This window comes from Bradyrhizobium sp. 153, from assembly GCF_023073835.1.
Classification (GTDB): Bacteria; Pseudomonadota; Alphaproteobacteria; order Rhizobiales; family Xanthobacteraceae; genus Bradyrhizobium.
Genome location: NZ_JADPKH010000087.1, coordinates 31,899 through 50,797 on the forward strand (window position 1 = coordinate 31,899; position 18,899 = coordinate 50,797).

An 18,899-nucleotide genomic window follows, 5' to 3' on the forward strand; every position below is an offset into this window, starting at 1 on the left:
GTCGACGAAACACCGACCGCATATTTTCGAGCGGCACTGCTACCGCGAAATCGGATTAAATAGCCCGAAAGCCAGCCATGGGAGATTGGTCCGTAGGGACCATTTGGATAGGGCAAAGTTTGCGCCCCCAATCTGAGGCTCCGAACGGTCGACTCGGCTTTATCGAATAAAATGCGCGACTTCATTCAGATACTTGCCGTAGCCGCTTTTCTCCAAGGGCCCGGCGAGCGCGGCGACTTGATCGCGATCGATAAAGCCCTGCCTCAGGGCAATTTCCTCCAGACAGGCAACCTTCATCCCCTGTCGCTTTTCGAGCGTCTGCACGAACATTGCGGCATCGATCAGCGATTCCACCGTGCCTGTATCGAGCCAGGCGAAACCTCGCCCCATCCGCTCTACATGGAGCTTCTTGGCCGAAAGATAGCGCATCTGCAGATCAGTGATCTCGAGTTCGCCGCGCGACGACGGTTTGACGCGTCGTGCGTAGCGCACGACGTTGTTGTCGAAGAAGTAGAGACCAGTGATCGCCCAGTTCGAACTCGGCTGCTTCGGCTTCTCCTCAATTCGTAGCGGATGGTCGACCTCGTCAAATGTGACGACGCCATACCTCCCCGGATCCCGCACGTGATAGGCGAAGACGGTTGCACCTTCCTCACGCTCGGCAGCCCTTGTGAGCAATTCGCTCAAGCCGTCGCCGAAGAAGATATTATCTCCAAGCACCATCGCAACGCGATCGCCGCCGATGAAGTCGGCGCCAATAATGAACGCATCCGCGAGACCGGCGGGTCGCGGCTGCTCCGCGTAACTTAGCCTAATTCCCCATTGACTGCCGTCCCCCAGCAAGTGCTCGAACTGACACCGGTCTGATGGCGTGGTTATGATAAGAATCTCGCGCACGCCTGCCAGCATCAGCGTCGACAATGGATAGTAGATCATCGGCTTGTCATAGATGGGCAGTAACTGCTTGCTGACCGCTCTCGTGATTGGATACAGTCGAGTTCCGCTGCCCCCAGCCAGCACAATTCCTTTCAGCATCGATTCCACCTTCCGCGAGTTGGTCGAGACAGATTTCGAGAGAACAAGGCCATAACGGCAATCGAATGCCTAAGACGCGCTCGGCCTTGGATGAATCGAGGCGCGAATTCCGTGGCCTTCGCGCGGCGGTCCGGTACTGCTCGCTCGTAATCGCCTCAAGCTGCGGCACTCGGATTCCGCGATGAGCGAGCAAGGCGAAAATTGCTTGGGCAAACCCATGCCAAGTCGTCTCACCTTGTCCGGCAAGATGAAAGATGCCGGCCATGGCTCTACGATCGTGGGTTAGCAGCCGCCCCGAGAGCTGAAGGATCGCCGACGCAAGGTCGAGCGCGGAAGTTGGATTTCCGCGTTGGTCCTGAACGACTCTGACGACCGGTTGCGATTCACAGAGCCGCAGCATCGTCCGAACAAAGTTGTTGCCATAGGGACTATATAGCCATGAAGTGCGAACTACCGTTGCGAGCGGGTGAGCCCCTAGAACGGCCGCTTCGCCAGCGAGCTTCGATGCGCCGTACACATTCAACGGCGCTGGAACATCGCTTTCGTCGTAGGCATCGAGCTTTGTGCCGTCAAAGACATAGTCGGTTGAGATGTGGATGAACGGTATATTCATTTGCCATGCGACATCGGCCAACGCGGCGGCTGCGTCGCGATTAATACTGAACGCTCTTGCTACTTCCGATTCTGCTAGGTCCACCGCCGTGTAAGCGGCAGCGTTGATGATCATGGACGGTGCGAATGGATCGATCGCTCGACGGAGTTCCCCATGAGCCTCCAGATTGAATTCGCCGCGTCCAAGAGAGACCACCGGCATGCTGTGCAGCGCCGCGAGGTCATGAAGACACCTTGCCAACTGACCGTTGCGACCAGCAATCAGAATGGGCCTTCCGTCATTTGCAGCCTCAGTGTTGTGTAGCCAAGAGCCCTAGACGCGAGCCGTCATAAACGCCGCTGCGGGCACGCTCCCACCACGCGCGGCTCTTCAGATACCATGCGACTGTTTCGGTCAGCCCCTGCTCGAACGTCCTTGTGGGCCGCCAGCCGAGCTCACGGCGAGCTTTCGATGCGTCAATCGCGTAGCGGACATCGTGTCCCGGACGATCCGGCACGAAGGTGATCATCGATCGTCTAGATGCCGGACCGGGATACAGTCTGTCGACAACGTCGCAGATCTGGGTGACCACGTCGAGGTTGGAGCGTTCGCTATCGCCGCCGAAATTGTACTTCTCGCCAGGCTTGCCGTCCGACAGAAGCGTGATCAAACCTGCCGCATGATCTTCAACATGCAGCCAGTCGCGTACGTTTCGGCCGTCGCCGTATACCGGCAGCGGCTTGCGCTCGATCGCATTAAGAATCATCAAAGGGATGAGCTTTTCTGGAAACTGAAACGGGCCGTAGTTGTTCGAGCAATTCGACACAATGACCGGCAGGTCATAGGTCTTGAACCAAGCAAGCGCGAGATGATCCGAGGCTGCCTTGCTCGCTGAATAGGGCGAGCTCGGCTGGTAAGGCGTTTCCTCCCGGAAGTAGTCGGCAAGTCCGAGTGAGCCGTAGACCTCGTCTGTCGAGACGTGAACGAAGCGAAACCGCTTTCGTCGTGGCACCGAGAGGCCCTCATAGTATTTTCTGGCTGCTTCCAACAACGTGTAGGTGCCCACGATATTCGTGGCGATGAAAGCGGCCGAGCCGGTGATCGAACGGTCGACGTGACTCTCGGCTGCGAGGTGAATGATCGCGTCAGGCTGGTAGCTACTGAACACGAAATCCATGGCCTCGCGGTCGCAGATATCCTGCTGCTCGAATAAGTATGACTTTAGCCCCTCGATAGACGCCAACGAGGCTGAGTTGGCCGCATACGTCAGCTTGTCGACATTGATCACTGCGGCGCCCTTCTGCAGCACCAAGCTACGGCACACTGCAGAGCCGATAAATCCCGCTCCCCCGGTCACCACAACGCGCATCTGACCGCTCTCCGTCACTCGAAAATGGCCGTAAGCTGGTCCAGCCTGGGCAGGGACCTGTCTTTTGGCGACACTTGGGCCTCGACTGTTGTCACCGGCCACTCGATCGCCAGTGCCGGATCGGCCCAATAGAGCCCTCCGTCATGGCTCGGAGCGTAGACCTGGTCGACCTTGTAGAACACGACGGTCTCAGGTTGCAGCGTGCAGAAACCGTGCGCGAAACCTTTCGGGACAAGCAGTTGCTCACCCGTTTGGCTATCCAGCTTGACCGCAATATGCTTTCCGTAGGTCGCCGACGAAAGCCGAAGATCGACCACGACATCGAGGATAGCGCCGCTTAGCACTCGTATGAGCTTGGACTGGGCGAACGGCGGCCGCTGGAAGTGCAAGCCCCGGACTGTGCCAACCTTATCTGAGCTGGATTGATTGTCCTGAACGAAATCTACGAGAATCCCCTTCTCTGCGAACGCCCTTCGCTGAAACGTCTCACAGAAGTAGCCCCGGGCATCGGATAGTCGATCCGTGCGAATCATCTTGACATCTGGAATCTCTAAAGACCGCACTTCGAGCATAGAAGCGTCCTCAGGTACATGGTGCTCAACCCTGCCAGAAGGCCACGAGCCGGGTTCGCAGCGTCTCGCTATGTCAACAAAAACGCGGCCCATTCAAGCATTCGACGTCGTTGAATAATCGGGGAGGCGGCCGATAAGCTTTCTACCTTCTTCGTGAGCCCAGCCGGGCCACACTTTAACTGCAAAATCAGATCTCATTTTAATTCCATTCGCCGGCCACTCTCCGCGCCGGCGGATAAAGAAACGTTTTCCCGCAACAATCGTCCAATTAATAACAGAATAATATTTAATTTTGCAATCATATTTTTTTGCGATATATTCAATTAATAAATCATGTGGAACGCTCGTATGCGGGCGGCCAATCCGACATGCTCCCGACTCAGACAGGTACCCGATGCTCCAGAGCAATCTTTTACCGACCGACAGAACGCGACTGCCTCTGGGCGAGCAGGCCCAGTCGAACCAAATCAACGGCGGGGAAATCGGCGATCTCATCAAGTTCGCGGTTGTCTTTCTAAGACGTCGATATCTTATGATCATCGTCACCGCGGCTCTCGTATTCGCTGCCGCGATGTTCTACCTGCGGTTCGCTCCCCCAACCTACACAGCTCAAGTACAAATCCTACTGTCCAATCCTCGAGCCCAGTTCGTTCAGCAGCAGTCACTCCTTCCAGAGCCCGTCGTCGACGCGGCTCAAATCGAAACGCAACTGCAAATGATAAGGTCGCGGGGAATTGCAGCGGCAGTCATAACGCAGCTGGAGCTCGCCAACGATCCGGACCTTACCAGTTCACGGTGGTCCTTCAGCTCGCTACTGCATCGCATTCGAAACCGCGGAAAGCAGCCGGAGCACGCTTCGAAGGCTGATGCGCCTAACGAAGGCGCGATAGACGCCTTGTTGGATAGGCTCTCGGCCTACAGGATCGGATTTAGCAAGGTCATCGAGGTCAGCTACAGTTCGAGCAACCCGGAACGCGCGGCGGCGATCGCCAACGCAGTGGCTAATGCGTACATTAACGACCAGATGAATGCGAAATTCGAGGCTACGCGAACGGCAGCCAGTTGGTTGCAGGAACGTCTCCACAACCTCAATGAGCAAGCACTGACGGCCGAACGCGCCGTGAGCGCATATAAATCCCAGAACAACATCGTCTCGACCGGCGGAAAATCGATTGACGAACAGCCCGTCAACGATCTCAACGCCCGATTGGTAGCCGCCCGAACCCAGACCTCCGATGCACAGGTCAAGTTCAACCGCTACGAGGCGGTCCTGCGCGCCAATGCAGCTGGCTCAACCACCATCAGCGCCCCTGACGCGGCGAGCGCCGATGTCCTCCAGAGCCCGATTATCAATACGCTTCGCCAGCAGTATCTCGAGTTGTCACGTCGCGAAGCCGATTGGTCAGCCCGGTTCGGCCGCGATCATTTGGCGGTTGTCAACCTGCGGACTCGGATACGCGACATTCGCACGTCCATCCTCGAAGAAGTTAAGAGGCTCGCCGAAACCAGCAAAAACGAATTGGAGGCCGCTCAGCAGCGGCAGCAGGAACTCGAGAAGCAACTTGCGCGAGCCGTCTCGCAATCGCGCCTGACGAACTCAGCAGAACTGACCATACGGGAGTTGGAGAGCCGAGCGAAAAGTCTGCGCGCCATGCATGAGGCGTTTCTCCAGCACTCCATGGGGGCGACTCAGCAGGAGACATATCCGATTTCGGAGGCACGGGTGGTCTTTCCCGCCTCACCGCCAGAGCGCAAGAGCAAGCCGAAGGCAAACTTGGTGCTCGGCTTCGGCCTAGCCGCCGGACTCGCACTCGGAATCGGCTTGGCTCTTTTGAGAGACGTTTTGGACAGAGTTTTCCGCACGTCCTCACAGGTGGAGACCGCACTGGAGCTACCGTGCTTGTCGCTGGTGCCCTTGCTGTCGCCTCCGAAGGCGCAGAAGTCAACGGTCCGATCGCAGCAATCGGATGAGGATCTGCGATCACGCACGATGTCAAATGTACCGACGCTCCACCGGGCCGTCATCGGAATGCCCCTCTCCCGCTTCACGGAAGCTATCCGTTCGATCAAGCTTGCCATAGACCACACCCCTGCAAAGGCGTCGAACCAAGTGATCGGAATCACGTCGGCTCTGCCAAATGAAGGCAAGACGACGATTGCAGCCTCTCTAGCTCACCTCATCGGACATAGCGGCAAGCGAGCTATTGTCGTCGATTGCGACCTTAGAAACCCTTCACTCTCTGCGGCTATGGCTCCGAAAGCTGCATTCGGTTTACTCGAGGTGGCGAACGGTCAGCGTTCGCTCGAAGAAGCGCTGTGGCACGACCCCAAAACCAATCTCGCATTCTTGCCAGCCGTCCGGCGCGGCCCCATCCTTCATACGAGCGAGATCCTTTCCGCCGAAAACATAAGCAAGCTATTCGACCGTTTGCGGCAGACCTATGACTACGTCATAGTTGATTTCCCGCCACTCTCGCCCCTGGTAGACGTGCGTGTCACTGCGCCGTTGGTCGACTGCTACGTTCTCGTCGTCGAATGGGGACGGACGAAAATCGATGTGGTTCAGCATGCCCTGCATACTGCGCCGACCATCTCCGATTCCTTGATCGGCGTCGTCCTTAACAAGACCGATATAAGGGCAATGGCACGGTACGACGCTCACCGGAGTGATTACTACGATGACAGCAACTACGTCAGATATGGCTTGTCGGTCTCTTAGGATAACCCCCTCTGACTTGCGTCGAGCCAAAACGATGGAGTCGGGCGCCTTCCCCAACATGCCCTTGGTTTGAGCGGGTCAGAGTCAGAAGTGGTGTAAAATGGTTGTCCAGTCTGCAATGCTCGCTGTGCCTGCGGCGGTCGCTGCGGCTTTTGCTGTGGTCGAGAACCTAAAGAGTCCAGTGGTGCTATCGGGCATTCTTGCGGCCGCTATACTGGCCGTCGGCCTCTTCTCCAAGTCATCAACCCTCGCCTCCTTCGCAAGGCTTCTGCGGCCCCTTATAATTCTGGCTCTTGCCGCACCCGTGCTTTGGATCGCACTGCAAGTTGTTCCGATCCCGCTCCGCGGGCTCGGAAATCAGATCTGGGCGACGGCGTCGGCCGCTCTACACCAACCTCTCGCACAAAGGTTCTCGGTTGATGTACACGAGACGGTACTGGCGCTTTCACATTACAACATTGTCCTCGCTGCCGCCCTCGTCACCGCGGTCGTTACTCTGGACACACATCGGGCGGCGCAGGTCCTCTATGTCCTTGTATCGATCACCGCCGTCAGCTGTATATTTTCGATCTGGAGAAACAACAACCTGAGTGGCTCCTGGCCCGCCGAACAAGCTTGGACCGGCTCGACCGCGGCAGCACTTGGTGTCCTTCTCTCCACTGCAATGGCTATCCGTGCGATCGACCAATTGCGGCGGCCTAGACGATCGCCTCGCTCGCCGACAGGACCGCTCGCCATTCTTAGCAGCGCGTTTCTATCATTGATCGTCTCGCTTGTGGCGATCGCACTTTGTAGCGGTTCGACAGCGCTGATTGCCGTGCTGCTCGGGGTGACAGTCGTCCTCACGGTGGTCGCAATTCGCAAATGGTTCTTTGGCCTGTGGGGCAGAGCTGGTGTTCTCTCAACCGCCACCATGTTGTTCGTCGCCAGCCTCACTTTCGTTCCGATCAATCGGAATGCTGACCTGACGATTGCCTTATCGACGCAAACTCGGGCCGCAACCGAGCGGATGCTACAGGACACTCACCCGATCGGGACCGGTGCAGGCACTTTTGTTGTGCTTCTGCCGATTTATGGAGACGTTGGCATGGTCGCAATGCGCGAACGGCCGACCGCTGCCGCGGCGGTCGCGGTCGAAATGGGACGTACGTTCCTCTGCGGGCTATTGATAGTCACCGTCATCAGCGCCTGCATCTTGTTCGGGCGCGCGTTGTCTCGCAATCAGGCTTACCAATATCCAGCCGTCGGCGCAGGCGCTTGCGTATCGTTGACAATACTGGCCTTTGCCGAAAACGGCCTTTTCGATTTATGGACATCACTGTTGGTGGCGGCGGTCTACGGCCTGGCTTTCGCTCAAAGCCTGTCCGGTACAGCCCGCGACGTGGAATCCATCAAGTTGCGGCAGCCTACACAGGACGCCAGCGACCGAGCCACGGCAGCGCGACGCATTCATTCGGCCATCTTCGCTTTCCCATGGCCTCTGACACGCGTTGTTCTGACAATGATCGGATTGCTGTTAGCTGCGCAAGCAGCTTTGATGGTCTCGCAAAGTTGGCCGTTTGGTGATCGCCTCTCTGATACATCGGTTGCCGGTTCGAACGAAGCCTTGATCTCAGCGCACCAATCCACGCGCGGGGATGTCGCCACTGCAACTGGGCGCCTTAAGTCTGACAAGGCTACGGACCCGCAGAACACCGGCCGGTCCACGGACTTAAATGCTTTTTCTGCAGTGCTGGAATACTCGCCCCTTCGAGGCGACGTTTGGCTCATGCTGGCGGCGCTTTCAAAGCAGCACGCGGCGACTTATGACACGACAAGCTTACTTAGGATGTCCTACTATACTGCACCAAACGCGCTGGATCTTATTCCACTACGGCTTTCCGTCGCTCTCGGCATCGACGCTGCGATCAAGGATCCTGAGCTACGAGATCTTATCCGGCGCGACCTTAAAGTTGCGATTACCGGCCGGACCGCACTCGGGCCAGCTATCGCCGCCGCATACCAATCGGCATCGGCAGACGGCAGGGCGCTTGCCGAGAGCTCGATTTCGGAGCTCGACCCAAGCTACCTCCACAAGTTGCGCTCGCAAGGCCCATAGCGTTTTCCAGCAGTGTGTCCGATCGCACCCAGATCGGTCCTGATTGATAATCGGGCCCGGGCGTTCAAGATCCGATTAAATTTATCAAATCAGGTCAATTCAGGTTGAATAATATATTTAAATTCATAATATATTAATTATTAACCGCATGCGATCCTGTTGACTGGCCATGAATTTTATCACCCGGCATATCGGCGACCATGAGAGCGATCTAGCTCTCGTCAACTCACGATCGTCCATTGCTGATGAAGGCAAATGGCCCGTCCGGTACGACTCTGTTGAATTCGTAGCGATCTGCGCCGATATCGCGACCATTCTATTCGCCGGCTTCCTTTCCGCGCTTCTTTCACCCGGCAGCCCGGCACCAGCTGGCCTAGGCCAGGCATGCGCCTACGCGGCCGCAGCATCAGTATCTTTTGTCTACATTCTGAAAGGCAGGGGACTGTATCGGCCAACAGAACTCCTCGTTCTCCGAAGCCAAGTTCGCGCCATTTGCCTCACATGGATTTTGTTGCATGTCCTGGCCGCCGCTGTAGAGATGCTGGATGACAAGCCACAGTTCTTCCGAGGTGCCGGCCTCCTGTTTGCGGCACTCGGCCTGGCATCTTTGATTGCGCAACGGTGCGTTGCCAGGACACTGCTAATAAAATGCTTCAGTGGCAGGAAATTCGCTCGGACGAATCTCGTCCTGATCACCGATCAGCCGCCTTCGAATCATGCTGGTCTGTCGGAGACTCTTGCGGTCCTCGGCTATTGCGTTAAGGGCCGCTTTGGGTTGCCTGCGATGGGCTCGGACCCCGGTTCCAGAAAACGGCTCAGCTGCCGCGTGATCGAACATATTCGGAATTCCGAAGTCGATAAAATCGTGCTGGAGGCCAATCCGGAACGTTGGGCCGACCTTCGTGCCTTTATCTCCGACCTGAGGGTGCTGCCATTCCCTATCGTGTTCGTCCCGGTAGGTGCCGCATCCGAACTGCTTCGACATCCGACGAGGAGCTTGGGAAGTGCCGCTTGCGTGGAAATCCAGCCGGGCCCCCTCACCGCAATCGAGCGCGCAAGCAAGCGAATAATTGATATTATCGGCGCGGGATTTGCTTTGATGGTCTTTGCACCATTGCTCGCCATCGCTGCGGTCGCGATCAGGCTGGATTCTCCCGGTCCGATCCTCTTCAAGCAACAAAGATGCGGCTTCAATGGCCGAATATTTTCCATCCGAAAGTTTCGGACGATGCATGTGCTTGAGAATGGACCTGTCGTCGTTCAGGCAACGCCTCTTGATCCTCGCATCACCCGGGTTGGCAGATGGCTACGGCGAACGAGCTTCGACGAGCTGCCGCAGTTGTTGAATGTCCTCGACGGCAGCATGTCACTGGTAGGCCCACGCCCCCATGCCGTGGCCCACGACGGACAGTTCGAAAAGCTCGTCCGGAAGTACGCCTTCCGGCGCCGAGTGAGACCCGGATTGACCGGATGGGCTCAAATCCATGGCTGCCGTGGACCGACGCCTACAGCGACGATGGTTGAGAGACGCGTGGAGTACGATCTCTGGTATATCGACAATTGGAGTCTTCGGCTAGACCTCGCAATCCTGCTGCGAACTCCCATGGAAGTGCTGCGGGGACGCAACGCCTGTTAAGCGAACAGGATCGCGGCGCCACGCCGGCCCACGTCGGCAATTCACGCCCGTTGCCGCAACTTCGGAGCCGGTTCCCCTATGCGAAACTCCTCGATCCGACGGCCGGATTTCATGGCAGCAACCAACCACCGCGGCCGCTTGCCACGTCCCGACCAGGTTTCGGAAGTCTGCGGGTTGCGGTATTTCGGCAGCACGCGCGGATATTTGCGCCTCGGTTTGCCGGTTGGAGAGACGCCGGGCCCGCCTGCTTCAGCTAATACAGCCATGCCACCGCCGAGAACCGCCAGGCGCTTCTCCAGTTCCTGCTTTTCCGCCTTGATTCGATCCGACAAAATGCCGCTAATTTCCTCATGAAGCGACCATAGATCGTCGAGGGACATCGCTTCTAGTTCGAGCTTCTTGGTCGACATGCTAGCATCCTGTAGTTGCGCCCATTTAATATTGCCCCGGCCGGGTAATCAAGAACCAAGAGGGTCAACATTACAAAAATATGTGGAACTGAACGACAAGTTCGTGCTCCACATAACTGCGTCGCCGGTTCTAATCAAGACAGAAAAATGAACTATCCCCTCAATTTAATTCGGCCAAAGCAACATCACGCGCCTTACGTGCACCGACGCCTCCACTCAAGCGAAGAATGCACGTTAAGCGGGCCGTGGGATCAATCTGCCGCGCCGCACTCTCGGCGGATAGGCCCGGCGCGCGAGGCCGCCTTTCGTAGTCGACAATCCACCTGAAATGCGCCCATCGGCCTGCCGCAATCGCGAGCTTATGATTGCGATGTCTCTTAGCGCGAGCCCTCGCAGCTGGATTTGCAGCTTCAAAGCCTGGATGTCGGTCAATGCAGCCGACGGAGCGATAAACCGGCTGATCGCCGCTTCAAGGCGCCCCATAGGGCAGTCGATAGCGTCCAATGTTTCTTTTCGGGCTTGCAGCAAGGCTTCTGGCCTTTCAATACATCGATTAAAAATAACGCTCGCAATATAATATTAAATAATATACTATTTATTTATTGTCGCGTCAAATTTGAAAGACCGGTCTCGGTCCCTGTCCGTAACTCGCCGCGCGAACAACGATATTCGACGTGGAGATGACAGGCAGGTAGGGGCATCAGTCGAACGGGGACGAGAAATGCTATGCGAAGGCAAGATCTCGAAGCCATGGATTTCGAGGAACTCTGGCTCCTTCACGAGGAGCTGACGAAGATTCTCGCCGAAAAGATCACCGCCGAAAAGCGGCAACTGGAAAAGCGTCTTGCGCAACTCAACCAGCCGGATCAATTCGGCGAAGCTGAAATCGGGGCGTCTGAGACGGGGACCGGCCAGCCCCGTCGCAAATACCCGAAGGTCGTACCGAAGTACTACAACCCGCTCCAGCCAACAGAGACTTGGTCAGGACGTGGTAAGCAGCCCCGCTGGCTGGTTGCCGCCCTCCAATCAGGCCACACGCTGGAGGAGTTCAAAATCCGCGAGAACGGCGAATCGTCCGAAGGGAATGCTGGTGGTCGAGAGCATTCCTAGCTCTGCGCGACTGGACGCACCTCGGGTCGGCTGAGAATGTTCAGTCCTGCGGATTGGGGCAGCCGCCTACCCATCTGGAGCAGGTAGCAGATCGAAAACCCGCTCTGCCAAGACCTGCCGCCACGATCTCTCGAGAACGCTCGTGTGACGGTCGCAGGCTCTAGACCTTTCCCGCACGAACTGCGGTCGTCGCATTCAGCAGAAACTGTAAGGTTCTAGCTCTTGGCACAGACCACAATCCACGTCGGTTCGCGCTGGTTCTTGTCGAGACAACGGCCGCCTCCCTGCGGTAGTTTCTGAGGTCCAGAACGTTCATCGCCAGGAGGGGCACGCGTGTGGCCGGAAAGCGTGCTTGCATCAACTGTCGCATGAACTGCAGGCGCGGAATCAGTCGGGAACGCAACGCGTGCGGAATCTCGACGCCAAGCAGCTCAGCAAGAGCGAACAGCTGGGTTTCGACTGCGTTCTTCATCAACTCGCTCGAGACAAGAGAGCTAAGCTCCCCCCAATCGAGGCCCTCGGCGGAATTGCTTAGATCGCGTAATTCAACAAGGTGCCGCAGGTCGAGGTCGCCGAGCCAATAACCATAGTCTTGAAACTGATCATGGATGATCAACATGAGCGCTTGGTAGGTAGGCTTGGGGATATAGACGCGTCCCCGTCCCAGCGGCGCAGGGACGCAATGGTTCAGCGCATGCCCGAAGCTCTGGTAGAGGTACGCAGGACCTGGAGCTGCCCGCTGCAGGTCGATGGTGCCGACATCCTGCGACCGATTCAGCTCGACGTGCCATCTCTGGCTTTCGGAAGCGGCCTGGTAATCGATATCGTAACCAATTGCACATAGAGCGGCGACTGCCGTTCTGGCCTCGTCTGGCATAATCATGATGTCCAGATCAGACATTAACCGAACGCCTCGTCGCTCCTCGGGCGCGGTCGCCAGTGTCGATGCCCCCTTGAGCATGATCGGCGTAATTCCCAAGCTGTTCATCGCAACGACCGCTTCTTCCAGTTGGGCGATGAGCCGATTGTTGCGCAGCACGTTTCGGCGGTGGATCTGGCGAATATATGTGCAGACGTCCTCCGGCAGCATCAATGCGAATTTGTCGACAAAATCGATGAGCGCCGGCGTCGTCAGAGTCTGGTTTGCGAGCCCGATTACGGGCGTCCACTCTACATTGACCGGTGGCATGCCTCGCAAGCAATTGCAAAGGCTCGTCAGTGCGGCGCTATGTCTTGCCATTGCACAAATCCATAATCAATCGCCGAGCCTCCACGGCCTCGCAATAGGTGAGTTGAAGCGATCGCGCTCCCGCGACAATCCGCTTCAAAGCGAAAAAGCCGGCCTGCGAAAGTCGTCCGTCAGCAGCAAATGCGTCCTCGATGAGCCGCTTCATCGAATCCAACTGATCTATCGCGGTCAGTTCGGCCGGACCGCTCGCGACCCGGTTCAAGAAGATGACCCAGCTTGCGGAAAAGCATTGGTTCTGTGCAGCCGGAATTGGTACGTACCGCACCAGAACGCCGTCGGAGCGGCAATGCGTCGCGTCGTGCCGGTCTAGTCGCGAGAGAAAGCCCCACGATCCCTGCTTGAGGGTGAGAGCAAACGGGAGTCCGCAGATCGTTCCGTCAGCTCCAACCAGCGCAACATCATCGCCGGCATACCGAAGTCCGGCGTCCACCAGTTGCAGTGTGAGGGTAGACTTCCCAGCTCCCGGTTGGCCGCATAACAGCAGGCCCATACCGTCTTTCACGAGAGAAGCGGCATGAAGGGAGAAGACCCAACGACTGTTTCGAATGAGCCGCTCGGTGATGTAAGCTTTGATCGTGGGGGCCAGCGCTTCGACTTCACATCTGGAGATGCGGGCATCCTCTCCGCGGAAGAACACGTGCCCGTCCAGCATCATTGCTTCGATGGCAACGTCGACGTCGCAGCCGGCGCTCTGGTCCGGAACACAAAATAGCGGAAGCAGCCGATTCAAGAGGTCCCGATTTGCGGCCCGGACGCCTATTCTGTGCCGACCCAGGATCGCTGAGAAGGCACAATCGGTCGGCATTCGCCAATCGACTTCAAGCAACGCTCGATCGATCCAGACATTTACAGCCTGTCGCGTGAACTGGCGTGCCGTTTGCTCGTCAATGCCTAGCGCACCAAGCCCCTGACAAATTTCTTCCAGAGAGGCGCCTTGTGCCAACTTACACCAAATGAATGCCCCTACTCGGTCCAGTTCAAAAATCTTCTGCCCTGCTTCGCTGAAGAGCATTGATCGACCCTCCAGCAGCGCGAATACTGCATCCGGAGCTGGTCTCAACACCATCTCTGCCGACGATCTTTCCAGCACGGCTCCAACCAATGTGAACAGGTCTGCCTCGCCCTGTACCGACGAGGCGGCGACAGCGTCTGGGAGGCGCTATTGTCGCGGCACCAAGGAGACGGCCGTCGCCCGCGAGATTCAGTCTAGCCCGGCCTGCGGCGCTGCAATTCCCGTTCAGCCGAACACACGCCACCCGATCGGGCTCGTTTCGAAAATGACAATCCGGCCGGTCATGCCGCCAGCTGACCGTCCTTGCCCCCTCCCTGCGGAGAAATGTTCAACACCTGCTTTCCAAGAAGGCTCGCTCTCGCAATCAACCGATGAGCATCCAACAGGTACCGATAAGCTTCGCGATCGGCACTCCGTTCTCTCAGAATGCGCTCCTTCTCGCCAATGCTTAGCAATTCAGCGCGCATCTGAGCCAACTGCAGTGTATTCGAGGTGAGGTTGTGCTTGTTAAGAATTGATTCCCACATCGTCTCCTCCAGTCGCACGAACTTGGACGAGTTTAGCTTACGTGATTGGCAGCAATTAACAACGAAATTTGCATATTTATCGCATAATCAAAATTTGTTTCATATTTGAACCTCGCGTAACCATTTAATACCTACGAGCAAGCCGCAGCACGCAGCGAACTCGACGACGGCAATGCGGGGCTGCTATAGCCAAGGAGGAAAGACCGATATTTCGGTGAGGGACATCGTGCCGTGCAGCACCCGCAAAATAAATCGGCCGAGAGTCGCAAATCAGACCGACAATGCAAATTTTAGTTCGCACATTAAATAAGGACAGCGAATATTAACGAATTGCACGAGGGAGCGATACCAGTGATCCGGTGGGCTGATCTGTCCGTCAAGACCAAGATAATGGTTTCATTGCAAGCGGAACGTTCCGCGCGAAACCGCAGGGATTTGGACATGACTATTGTTAGGCGCCTCCCAGAAGCTTTCGGTTGAGGTCGCAGCACCATTCAAGGTTGCCGAGCGAAAGCCGGCGATATCCCCATTTCGCCAAGCAGGAATCCGGTCGGTTGGAGAAGCGTCGTCACGAGCAAGCTGCCCCTTGCTCGAACAAACGACCCCAGGTGCGATGCCCCCCAGTTAACCCGCACCGACGAGAGCGCACTCCAGCCGGCCGGCCCCTTATTCAACCATCAAATTATTTCAGGGAGGCTCGCATGGGTATGATTATGGTCAAGTGCCCGCAAACCGGTCGCGCGATCACGACCGGCATCAAATCCGATCGTGAGACTTTCCTGCGGAGCATCGTGTTTTTCGGCAATACTCGTTGTCCGATCTGTCAGGCTAATCATAACTGGTTCGCCCGCGAGGCCTGGGTCGAAGAGCCGATCATCCGGACGGCGGAGATGCTTGGTGCGGCTCCCTCGTTCTGATGCAAATGACGAGGCCGTTCTAGAGAGTGCGTCCAAATTCCCTTTCCCCGATGCAGGCATTTTGTTGCGACGCGTTAGAATGCGCGAAAATATTTCCGCGTATCGTCGTAAAGCGAACGGACGGCGCGATGATCAATCGCTTAGACGTTATTGGCAGGTCATCACAAATTCGAGCTTCCCGTCACGGGTTTGGCAAGGGCCTGTTCGGGGGTGTTGTCGTGAGTAGTGGGATTTGCAGTCTGGCTGTTCTGCGTCACGCAACGATCGAACTCGTTGGCCTGCTCGCTCAATTGCAGCGGCTCCGGGAGAAAGTACGAAGAGCGGAAGCACGACGCTCGGGAGAACGACGGCGATCAGCATCCGCCTCGCGCACGCGAACGCCCCGAGCAACAAGGTATCGCACGCGTCTGTAGCCGGCGTGACCCTCACCAACATCACCTGCAAGCGTCCTATTGTTCCGAAACTCTACGCGCGACTCGCGCTGCGCAAGACATCGATCGCCTCAGCGCGAGTAGCAGTCCGATGACGGGCTGCGAATGTCCAGTTGTACGATGCGCATGTTTTCGGCCCGGACTAAATTCAGCGACGTGGGCATCTTGCCGAGAATAAAGAGACGAGCACAGACCACGATCACTCCTCGATCCGAATTGAGACGGTGATCGGCTGAAAGGCCGCTGATCGCTTGCTGGAATACCCGTATCGCCAGATACCCAAGCCGTTGAAAAGCTTGGTGGGCGCACCAGGGCTCGAACCTGGGACCCGCTGATTAAGCGATAGCGACGGGTTGGGCACAATCAGTGACTTACTGGTCGTACCACTGGACTTATCCGGCCGAAGATGGGCATTCGTCGCACGAATCCGCATTGTCAACGCGCAGCTGAACTAGGCGCCCACCCTCCTATACGATTCAATCTACCGGACCTCAGATGGCGTGCGCCCTACGTTTTCTTCCTCCGTCGACCAGTTGCGAGCAGCACGAGGAAGAAGGAAGCCGCCGTCATCAGCGTCGATATCGCTGCAATTGTGGGATCAATCTCGTCTCGAAGCGACGTGAACATGCGCTTGGTCAGCGGCTGGTATTGCCCGCCGGAGATGAACAGCGCGACGATGGTCTCATCCATCGCCGAGATGAAGGCGAAGATGCCGCCGGCGACCACGCTGGACTTGATCTGCGGCAGCGTCACCGCGAAGAAGCTGCGCAGGCGATTCATGCCGAGGCTGCGCGCCACCATCTCCTGCGCGGGATCGAAGCTCTGCAGACCCGCCAGCACCGAGATCACGACATAGGGCAGGCCCAGCATCACGTTGGCCAGCACAAGACCGGGCATGGTCGCGACCAGGCCGATCCTGGCATAAACGAAGAAGATGCCGACGGCGGTGATGATGATCGGCACCACCAGCGGCAGCAGCAGCGTCATGTGGATCAGCCGCATGATCCGCAGCTTCGACTGGTTGATGGCATAGGCGGCGGCCGCGCCGAGCGGGGTCGCCATCAGGACGGTCAGCAGCGCGACCGTCAGCGTCACCCGCGTCGCCTGCATCCAGGCCGGATTTGAGAAGTATTGCTGGTACCAGCGCAGCGAGAAGGACGGAGGCGGGAAGGTCAGGAAGCGCGCGCTGGAGAACGAGATCGGCGCGATGATCAGAACGGGGAGGATCAGATAGACCAGCACCAGCGCGCTGACCACGTAGAGGACGATCCGGGCGGGCGAGACGCGCATCATTTCTGCCCCAGCACGCGATCGAGCGAGATGAAACGGCTGACGACGAAGAAGATCGCGAGCACGCATAGGAGCAGCACCACGGCGACCGCGCTCGCGGCGCCGAACTGGTTGTAGAGCTCGACATTGCGGCTCACCAGCATCGACAACATCACGGTGCGCCCGCCACCGAGCAGCTCCGGCGTGATGTAGAAGCCGAGGCAGAGCACGAACACCATGGTGCAGCCCGCGAGCACGCCGGGCAGCGACAACGGGAGGAACACGCGGACGAAGGTCAGGGACGGGCTCGCGCCCAGGCTGGCGCCGGCCTGCATGAGATCGTTCGGAATCTTCTGCATGGTGGCATAGAGCGGCAGGACCATGAATGGCAGCAGGATGTGCACGGTGGCAACCACCGTGCCGAACGTGTTGTGGACCAGCGCGAGCGGCTCGCTGATGACGTCGAGATAGCGCAGGAACTGGTTGATCACGCCGGTGCGCTGCAGCAGCGCCAGCCAGGCATAGGCGCGCACCAGCACGCTGGTCCAGAACGGCAGCACGACCAGCGACAGGATCAGGATGCTCCACCCTTTCGGCACCGAGTTGGCGAGGTAGGCCACGGGATAGCCGAGCATTAGCGCGATCAAAGTGACCGCGAGGCTGATCTCGAAGGTCAGCGCAAAGCTGCGCCAGTAGACGTCTTCGGTGAAGACGCGGCGATAATTCTCCAGCGTGAAACCGTCATGGTAGATCGACTGCCAGGTGAGCCAGCCGACCGGCAGCACGATCAGCGCCAGGATCACCAGCAGCGCCGGCGACACCAATACCAGCATCAGACCGTGCTCGCGGCGCTGATGCTTCTGGGAAGGATCTGGCACGGATGTCGTCAAGGCTGCCTCGCCCTACTTCTGCATGAACGATGCCCAGCGCTTCTCGGCGGCTTCGCCCGCGGGCGAGGACCACCAGGCGTAGGACATCAGCGCTTGCTTCGCCGCATTGGCCGGCTCGCTCGGCAATTGCGCCGCGCGCTCGGGCTTGACCACGCCCGTCTCGAAGGCCTTGGGGTTGCCCGGGCCATAATCGATGTGCGGCAGATTGGCCTGGTGCACGGGATCAACGGCCTCATTGAGGAATTTCATCGCGGTCTCGAGATTCGGCGCGCCCTTGAGGATGCAGAGCGAAGTGCTCTGCAGGATGCCCTGGTTGTAGGTGAAGGCGACCTTGGCGCCCTCCTTCGCGACCGCGCTGACGCGGCCGTTCCAGGCCATCTCCATGTCGACCTCGCCGTCATTGAGCAGCTGCGCCGACTGCGCGCCCGAGGTCCACCACACCGTGATATGCGGCTTGATCTCCTCCAGCTTCTTGAAGGCGCGGTCGACGTCGAGCGGATAGAGCTGGTCGGGCGCGACGCCGTCGGCCATCAGCGCGGCCTCGAGCGTCGCGAACGGGTGGTTGCGCAGTGCGCGGCGGCCGGGGAATTTCTTGACATCCCAGAAATCAGCCCAGCTGTTCGGCGCGTCCTTCGGGAAGGTCTTCTGGCTGTAGGACAGCACGCTGGAATAGAACTCGTAGGACACCGAATAGGGACTGCGATAGGCCTCCGGCATCGCCGCGCCGTTGGGAATCTTCGAAAAGTCGAGCTTCTCGATCAGCCCCTGCTCGCCGCCGCGAAGGCAGTTGCCGGTCGGGGTGTCGACGACATCCCAGATCGGCTTGCCGCTGCCGACCTGCGTCTTGATCGCGGGCCAGGCATCCGGAATGGAGTCCTGGTTAATGGTAATGCCGAGCTTCTTGGCGGCGGGATCGAGGATCGCCACCGTCTGGGCCTGCTGATAGGCCCCGCCTTGCGAGACGAAGGTGATCTGCTCGGCGGCATCGGCCGCACTGGTCAGTCCGATTGCGCCCAGCAGGACGCAGCCCAATCCAATAGTGCGCTTCATGGTCATCCTCGCC

16 protein-coding genes are annotated in these 18,899 nt (G+C 58.0%); 5 read left to right on the forward strand and 11 right to left on the reverse strand.

Translation table 11 applies throughout. The features are described 5' to 3' along the window. Positions 1 to 159: 159 nt before the first annotated feature. The 4 genes from rfbA to rfbC are packed head-to-tail and all read right to left on the reverse strand — an operon-like array spanning position 160 to position 3,568. Positions 160 to 1,035: a glucose-1-phosphate thymidylyltransferase RfbA gene (gene rfbA, locus IVA91_RS23755; RefSeq protein WP_346015519.1), complete on the reverse strand. Its 876-nt coding sequence runs from the start codon at positions 1,033 to 1,035 to the stop codon at positions 160 to 162. After that, complete coding sequence (gene rfbD, locus IVA91_RS23760) at positions 944 to 1,915, reverse strand: dTDP-4-dehydrorhamnose reductase (RefSeq protein ID WP_346015521.1); 972 nt, start codon at positions 1,913 to 1,915, stop codon at positions 944 to 946. The genes rfbA and rfbD overlap by 92 nt, the downstream gene beginning before the upstream one ends. Positions 1,916 to 1,937: 22 nt before the next feature. Next, a complete protein-coding gene (gene rfbB / locus IVA91_RS23765) occupies positions 1,938 to 2,996 on the reverse strand; it encodes a dTDP-glucose 4,6-dehydratase (RefSeq protein WP_247459240.1) in 1,059 nt (352 codons plus the stop codon). A gap of 14 nt (positions 2,997 to 3,010) precedes the next feature. Continuing rightward, on the reverse strand, positions 3,011 to 3,568 hold the full coding sequence (gene rfbC / locus IVA91_RS23770) for a dTDP-4-dehydrorhamnose 3,5-epimerase (RefSeq protein ID WP_247459242.1): 558 nt from the start codon (positions 3,566 to 3,568) through the stop codon (positions 3,011 to 3,013). Between the two features lie 394 nt (positions 3,569 to 3,962). Between rfbC and IVA91_RS23775 the strand changes: the two genes are divergently transcribed. From IVA91_RS23775 to IVA91_RS23785, 3 genes are all read left to right on the forward strand, one after another. Beyond that, complete coding sequence (locus tag IVA91_RS23775; RefSeq protein ID WP_247459244.1) at positions 3,963 to 6,287, forward strand: Wzz/FepE/Etk N-terminal domain-containing protein; 2,325 nt, start codon at positions 3,963 to 3,965, stop codon at positions 6,285 to 6,287. A gap of 100 nt (positions 6,288 to 6,387) precedes the next feature. Further along, a complete protein-coding gene (locus IVA91_RS23780; protein ID WP_247459246.1) occupies positions 6,388 to 8,385 on the forward strand; it encodes a hypothetical protein in 1,998 nt (665 codons plus the stop codon). A gap of 169 nt (positions 8,386 to 8,554) precedes the next feature. Next, positions 8,555 to 10,021 carry an exopolysaccharide biosynthesis polyprenyl glycosylphosphotransferase gene (locus IVA91_RS23785; protein WP_247459257.1) on the forward strand — a complete coding sequence of 489 codons (1,467 nt, stop codon included), beginning with the start codon at positions 8,555 to 8,557 and terminating at the stop codon, positions 10,019 to 10,021. A gap of 41 nt (positions 10,022 to 10,062) precedes the next feature. Here the strand turns inward: IVA91_RS23785 and IVA91_RS23790 are convergent, their stop codons facing one another. Further along, positions 10,063 to 10,431, reverse strand: a complete 369-nt coding sequence (locus IVA91_RS23790) for an H-NS histone family protein (RefSeq protein WP_247459259.1) — start codon at positions 10,429 to 10,431, stop codon at positions 10,063 to 10,065. Positions 10,432 to 11,157: 726 nt separating this feature from the next. Between IVA91_RS23790 and IVA91_RS23795 the strand changes: the two genes are divergently transcribed. Continuing rightward, complete coding sequence (locus tag IVA91_RS23795) at positions 11,158 to 11,541, forward strand: H-NS histone family protein (RefSeq protein ID WP_247459261.1); 384 nt, start codon at positions 11,158 to 11,160, stop codon at positions 11,539 to 11,541. A gap of 160 nt (positions 11,542 to 11,701) precedes the next feature. On the opposite strand, the gene IVA91_RS23800 is transcribed toward IVA91_RS23795, so the two are convergent. The 3 genes from IVA91_RS23800 to IVA91_RS23810 all read right to left on the reverse strand — a co-directional run bounded on the left by IVA91_RS23800 (position 11,702) and on the right by IVA91_RS23810 (position 14,329). After that, a complete protein-coding gene (locus tag IVA91_RS23800) occupies positions 11,702 to 12,781 on the reverse strand; it encodes a nucleotidyltransferase family protein (protein ID WP_247459263.1) in 1,080 nt (359 codons plus the stop codon). After that, a complete protein-coding gene (locus IVA91_RS23805) occupies positions 12,768 to 13,802 on the reverse strand; it encodes a PqqD family peptide modification chaperone (RefSeq protein ID WP_247459264.1) in 1,035 nt (344 codons plus the stop codon). The genes IVA91_RS23800 and IVA91_RS23805 overlap by 14 nt, the downstream gene beginning before the upstream one ends. 281 nt (positions 13,803 to 14,083) lie before the next feature. Beyond that, complete coding sequence (locus IVA91_RS23810; RefSeq protein WP_247281186.1) at positions 14,084 to 14,329, reverse strand: hypothetical protein; 246 nt, start codon at positions 14,327 to 14,329, stop codon at positions 14,084 to 14,086. 701 nt (positions 14,330 to 15,030) lie between these two features. Between IVA91_RS23810 and IVA91_RS23815 the strand changes: the two genes are divergently transcribed. After that, positions 15,031 to 15,246: a hypothetical protein gene (locus IVA91_RS23815; RefSeq protein ID WP_247281187.1), complete on the forward strand. Its 216-nt coding sequence runs from the start codon at positions 15,031 to 15,033 to the stop codon at positions 15,244 to 15,246. A gap of 938 nt (positions 15,247 to 16,184) precedes the next feature. On the opposite strand, the gene IVA91_RS23820 is transcribed toward IVA91_RS23815, so the two are convergent. From IVA91_RS23820 to IVA91_RS23830, 3 genes are all read right to left on the reverse strand, one after another. Next, positions 16,185 to 16,970 (reverse strand): ABC transporter permease, encoded by a 786-nt coding sequence (locus IVA91_RS23820; RefSeq protein ID WP_247459266.1) that lies wholly within the window; start codon positions 16,968 to 16,970, stop codon positions 16,185 to 16,187. Beyond that, on the reverse strand, positions 16,967 to 17,779 hold the full coding sequence (locus IVA91_RS23825; protein ID WP_247281211.1) for an ABC transporter permease: 813 nt from the start codon (positions 17,777 to 17,779) through the stop codon (positions 16,967 to 16,969). Before IVA91_RS23825 ends, IVA91_RS23820 begins: the two co-directional genes overlap by 4 nt. Before the next feature lie 69 nt (positions 17,780 to 17,848). Beyond that, on the reverse strand, positions 17,849 to 18,892 hold the full coding sequence (locus tag IVA91_RS23830; RefSeq protein WP_247459268.1) for an ABC transporter substrate-binding protein: 1,044 nt from the start codon (positions 18,890 to 18,892) through the stop codon (positions 17,849 to 17,851). Positions 18,893 to 18,899 lie beyond the last annotated feature (7 nt).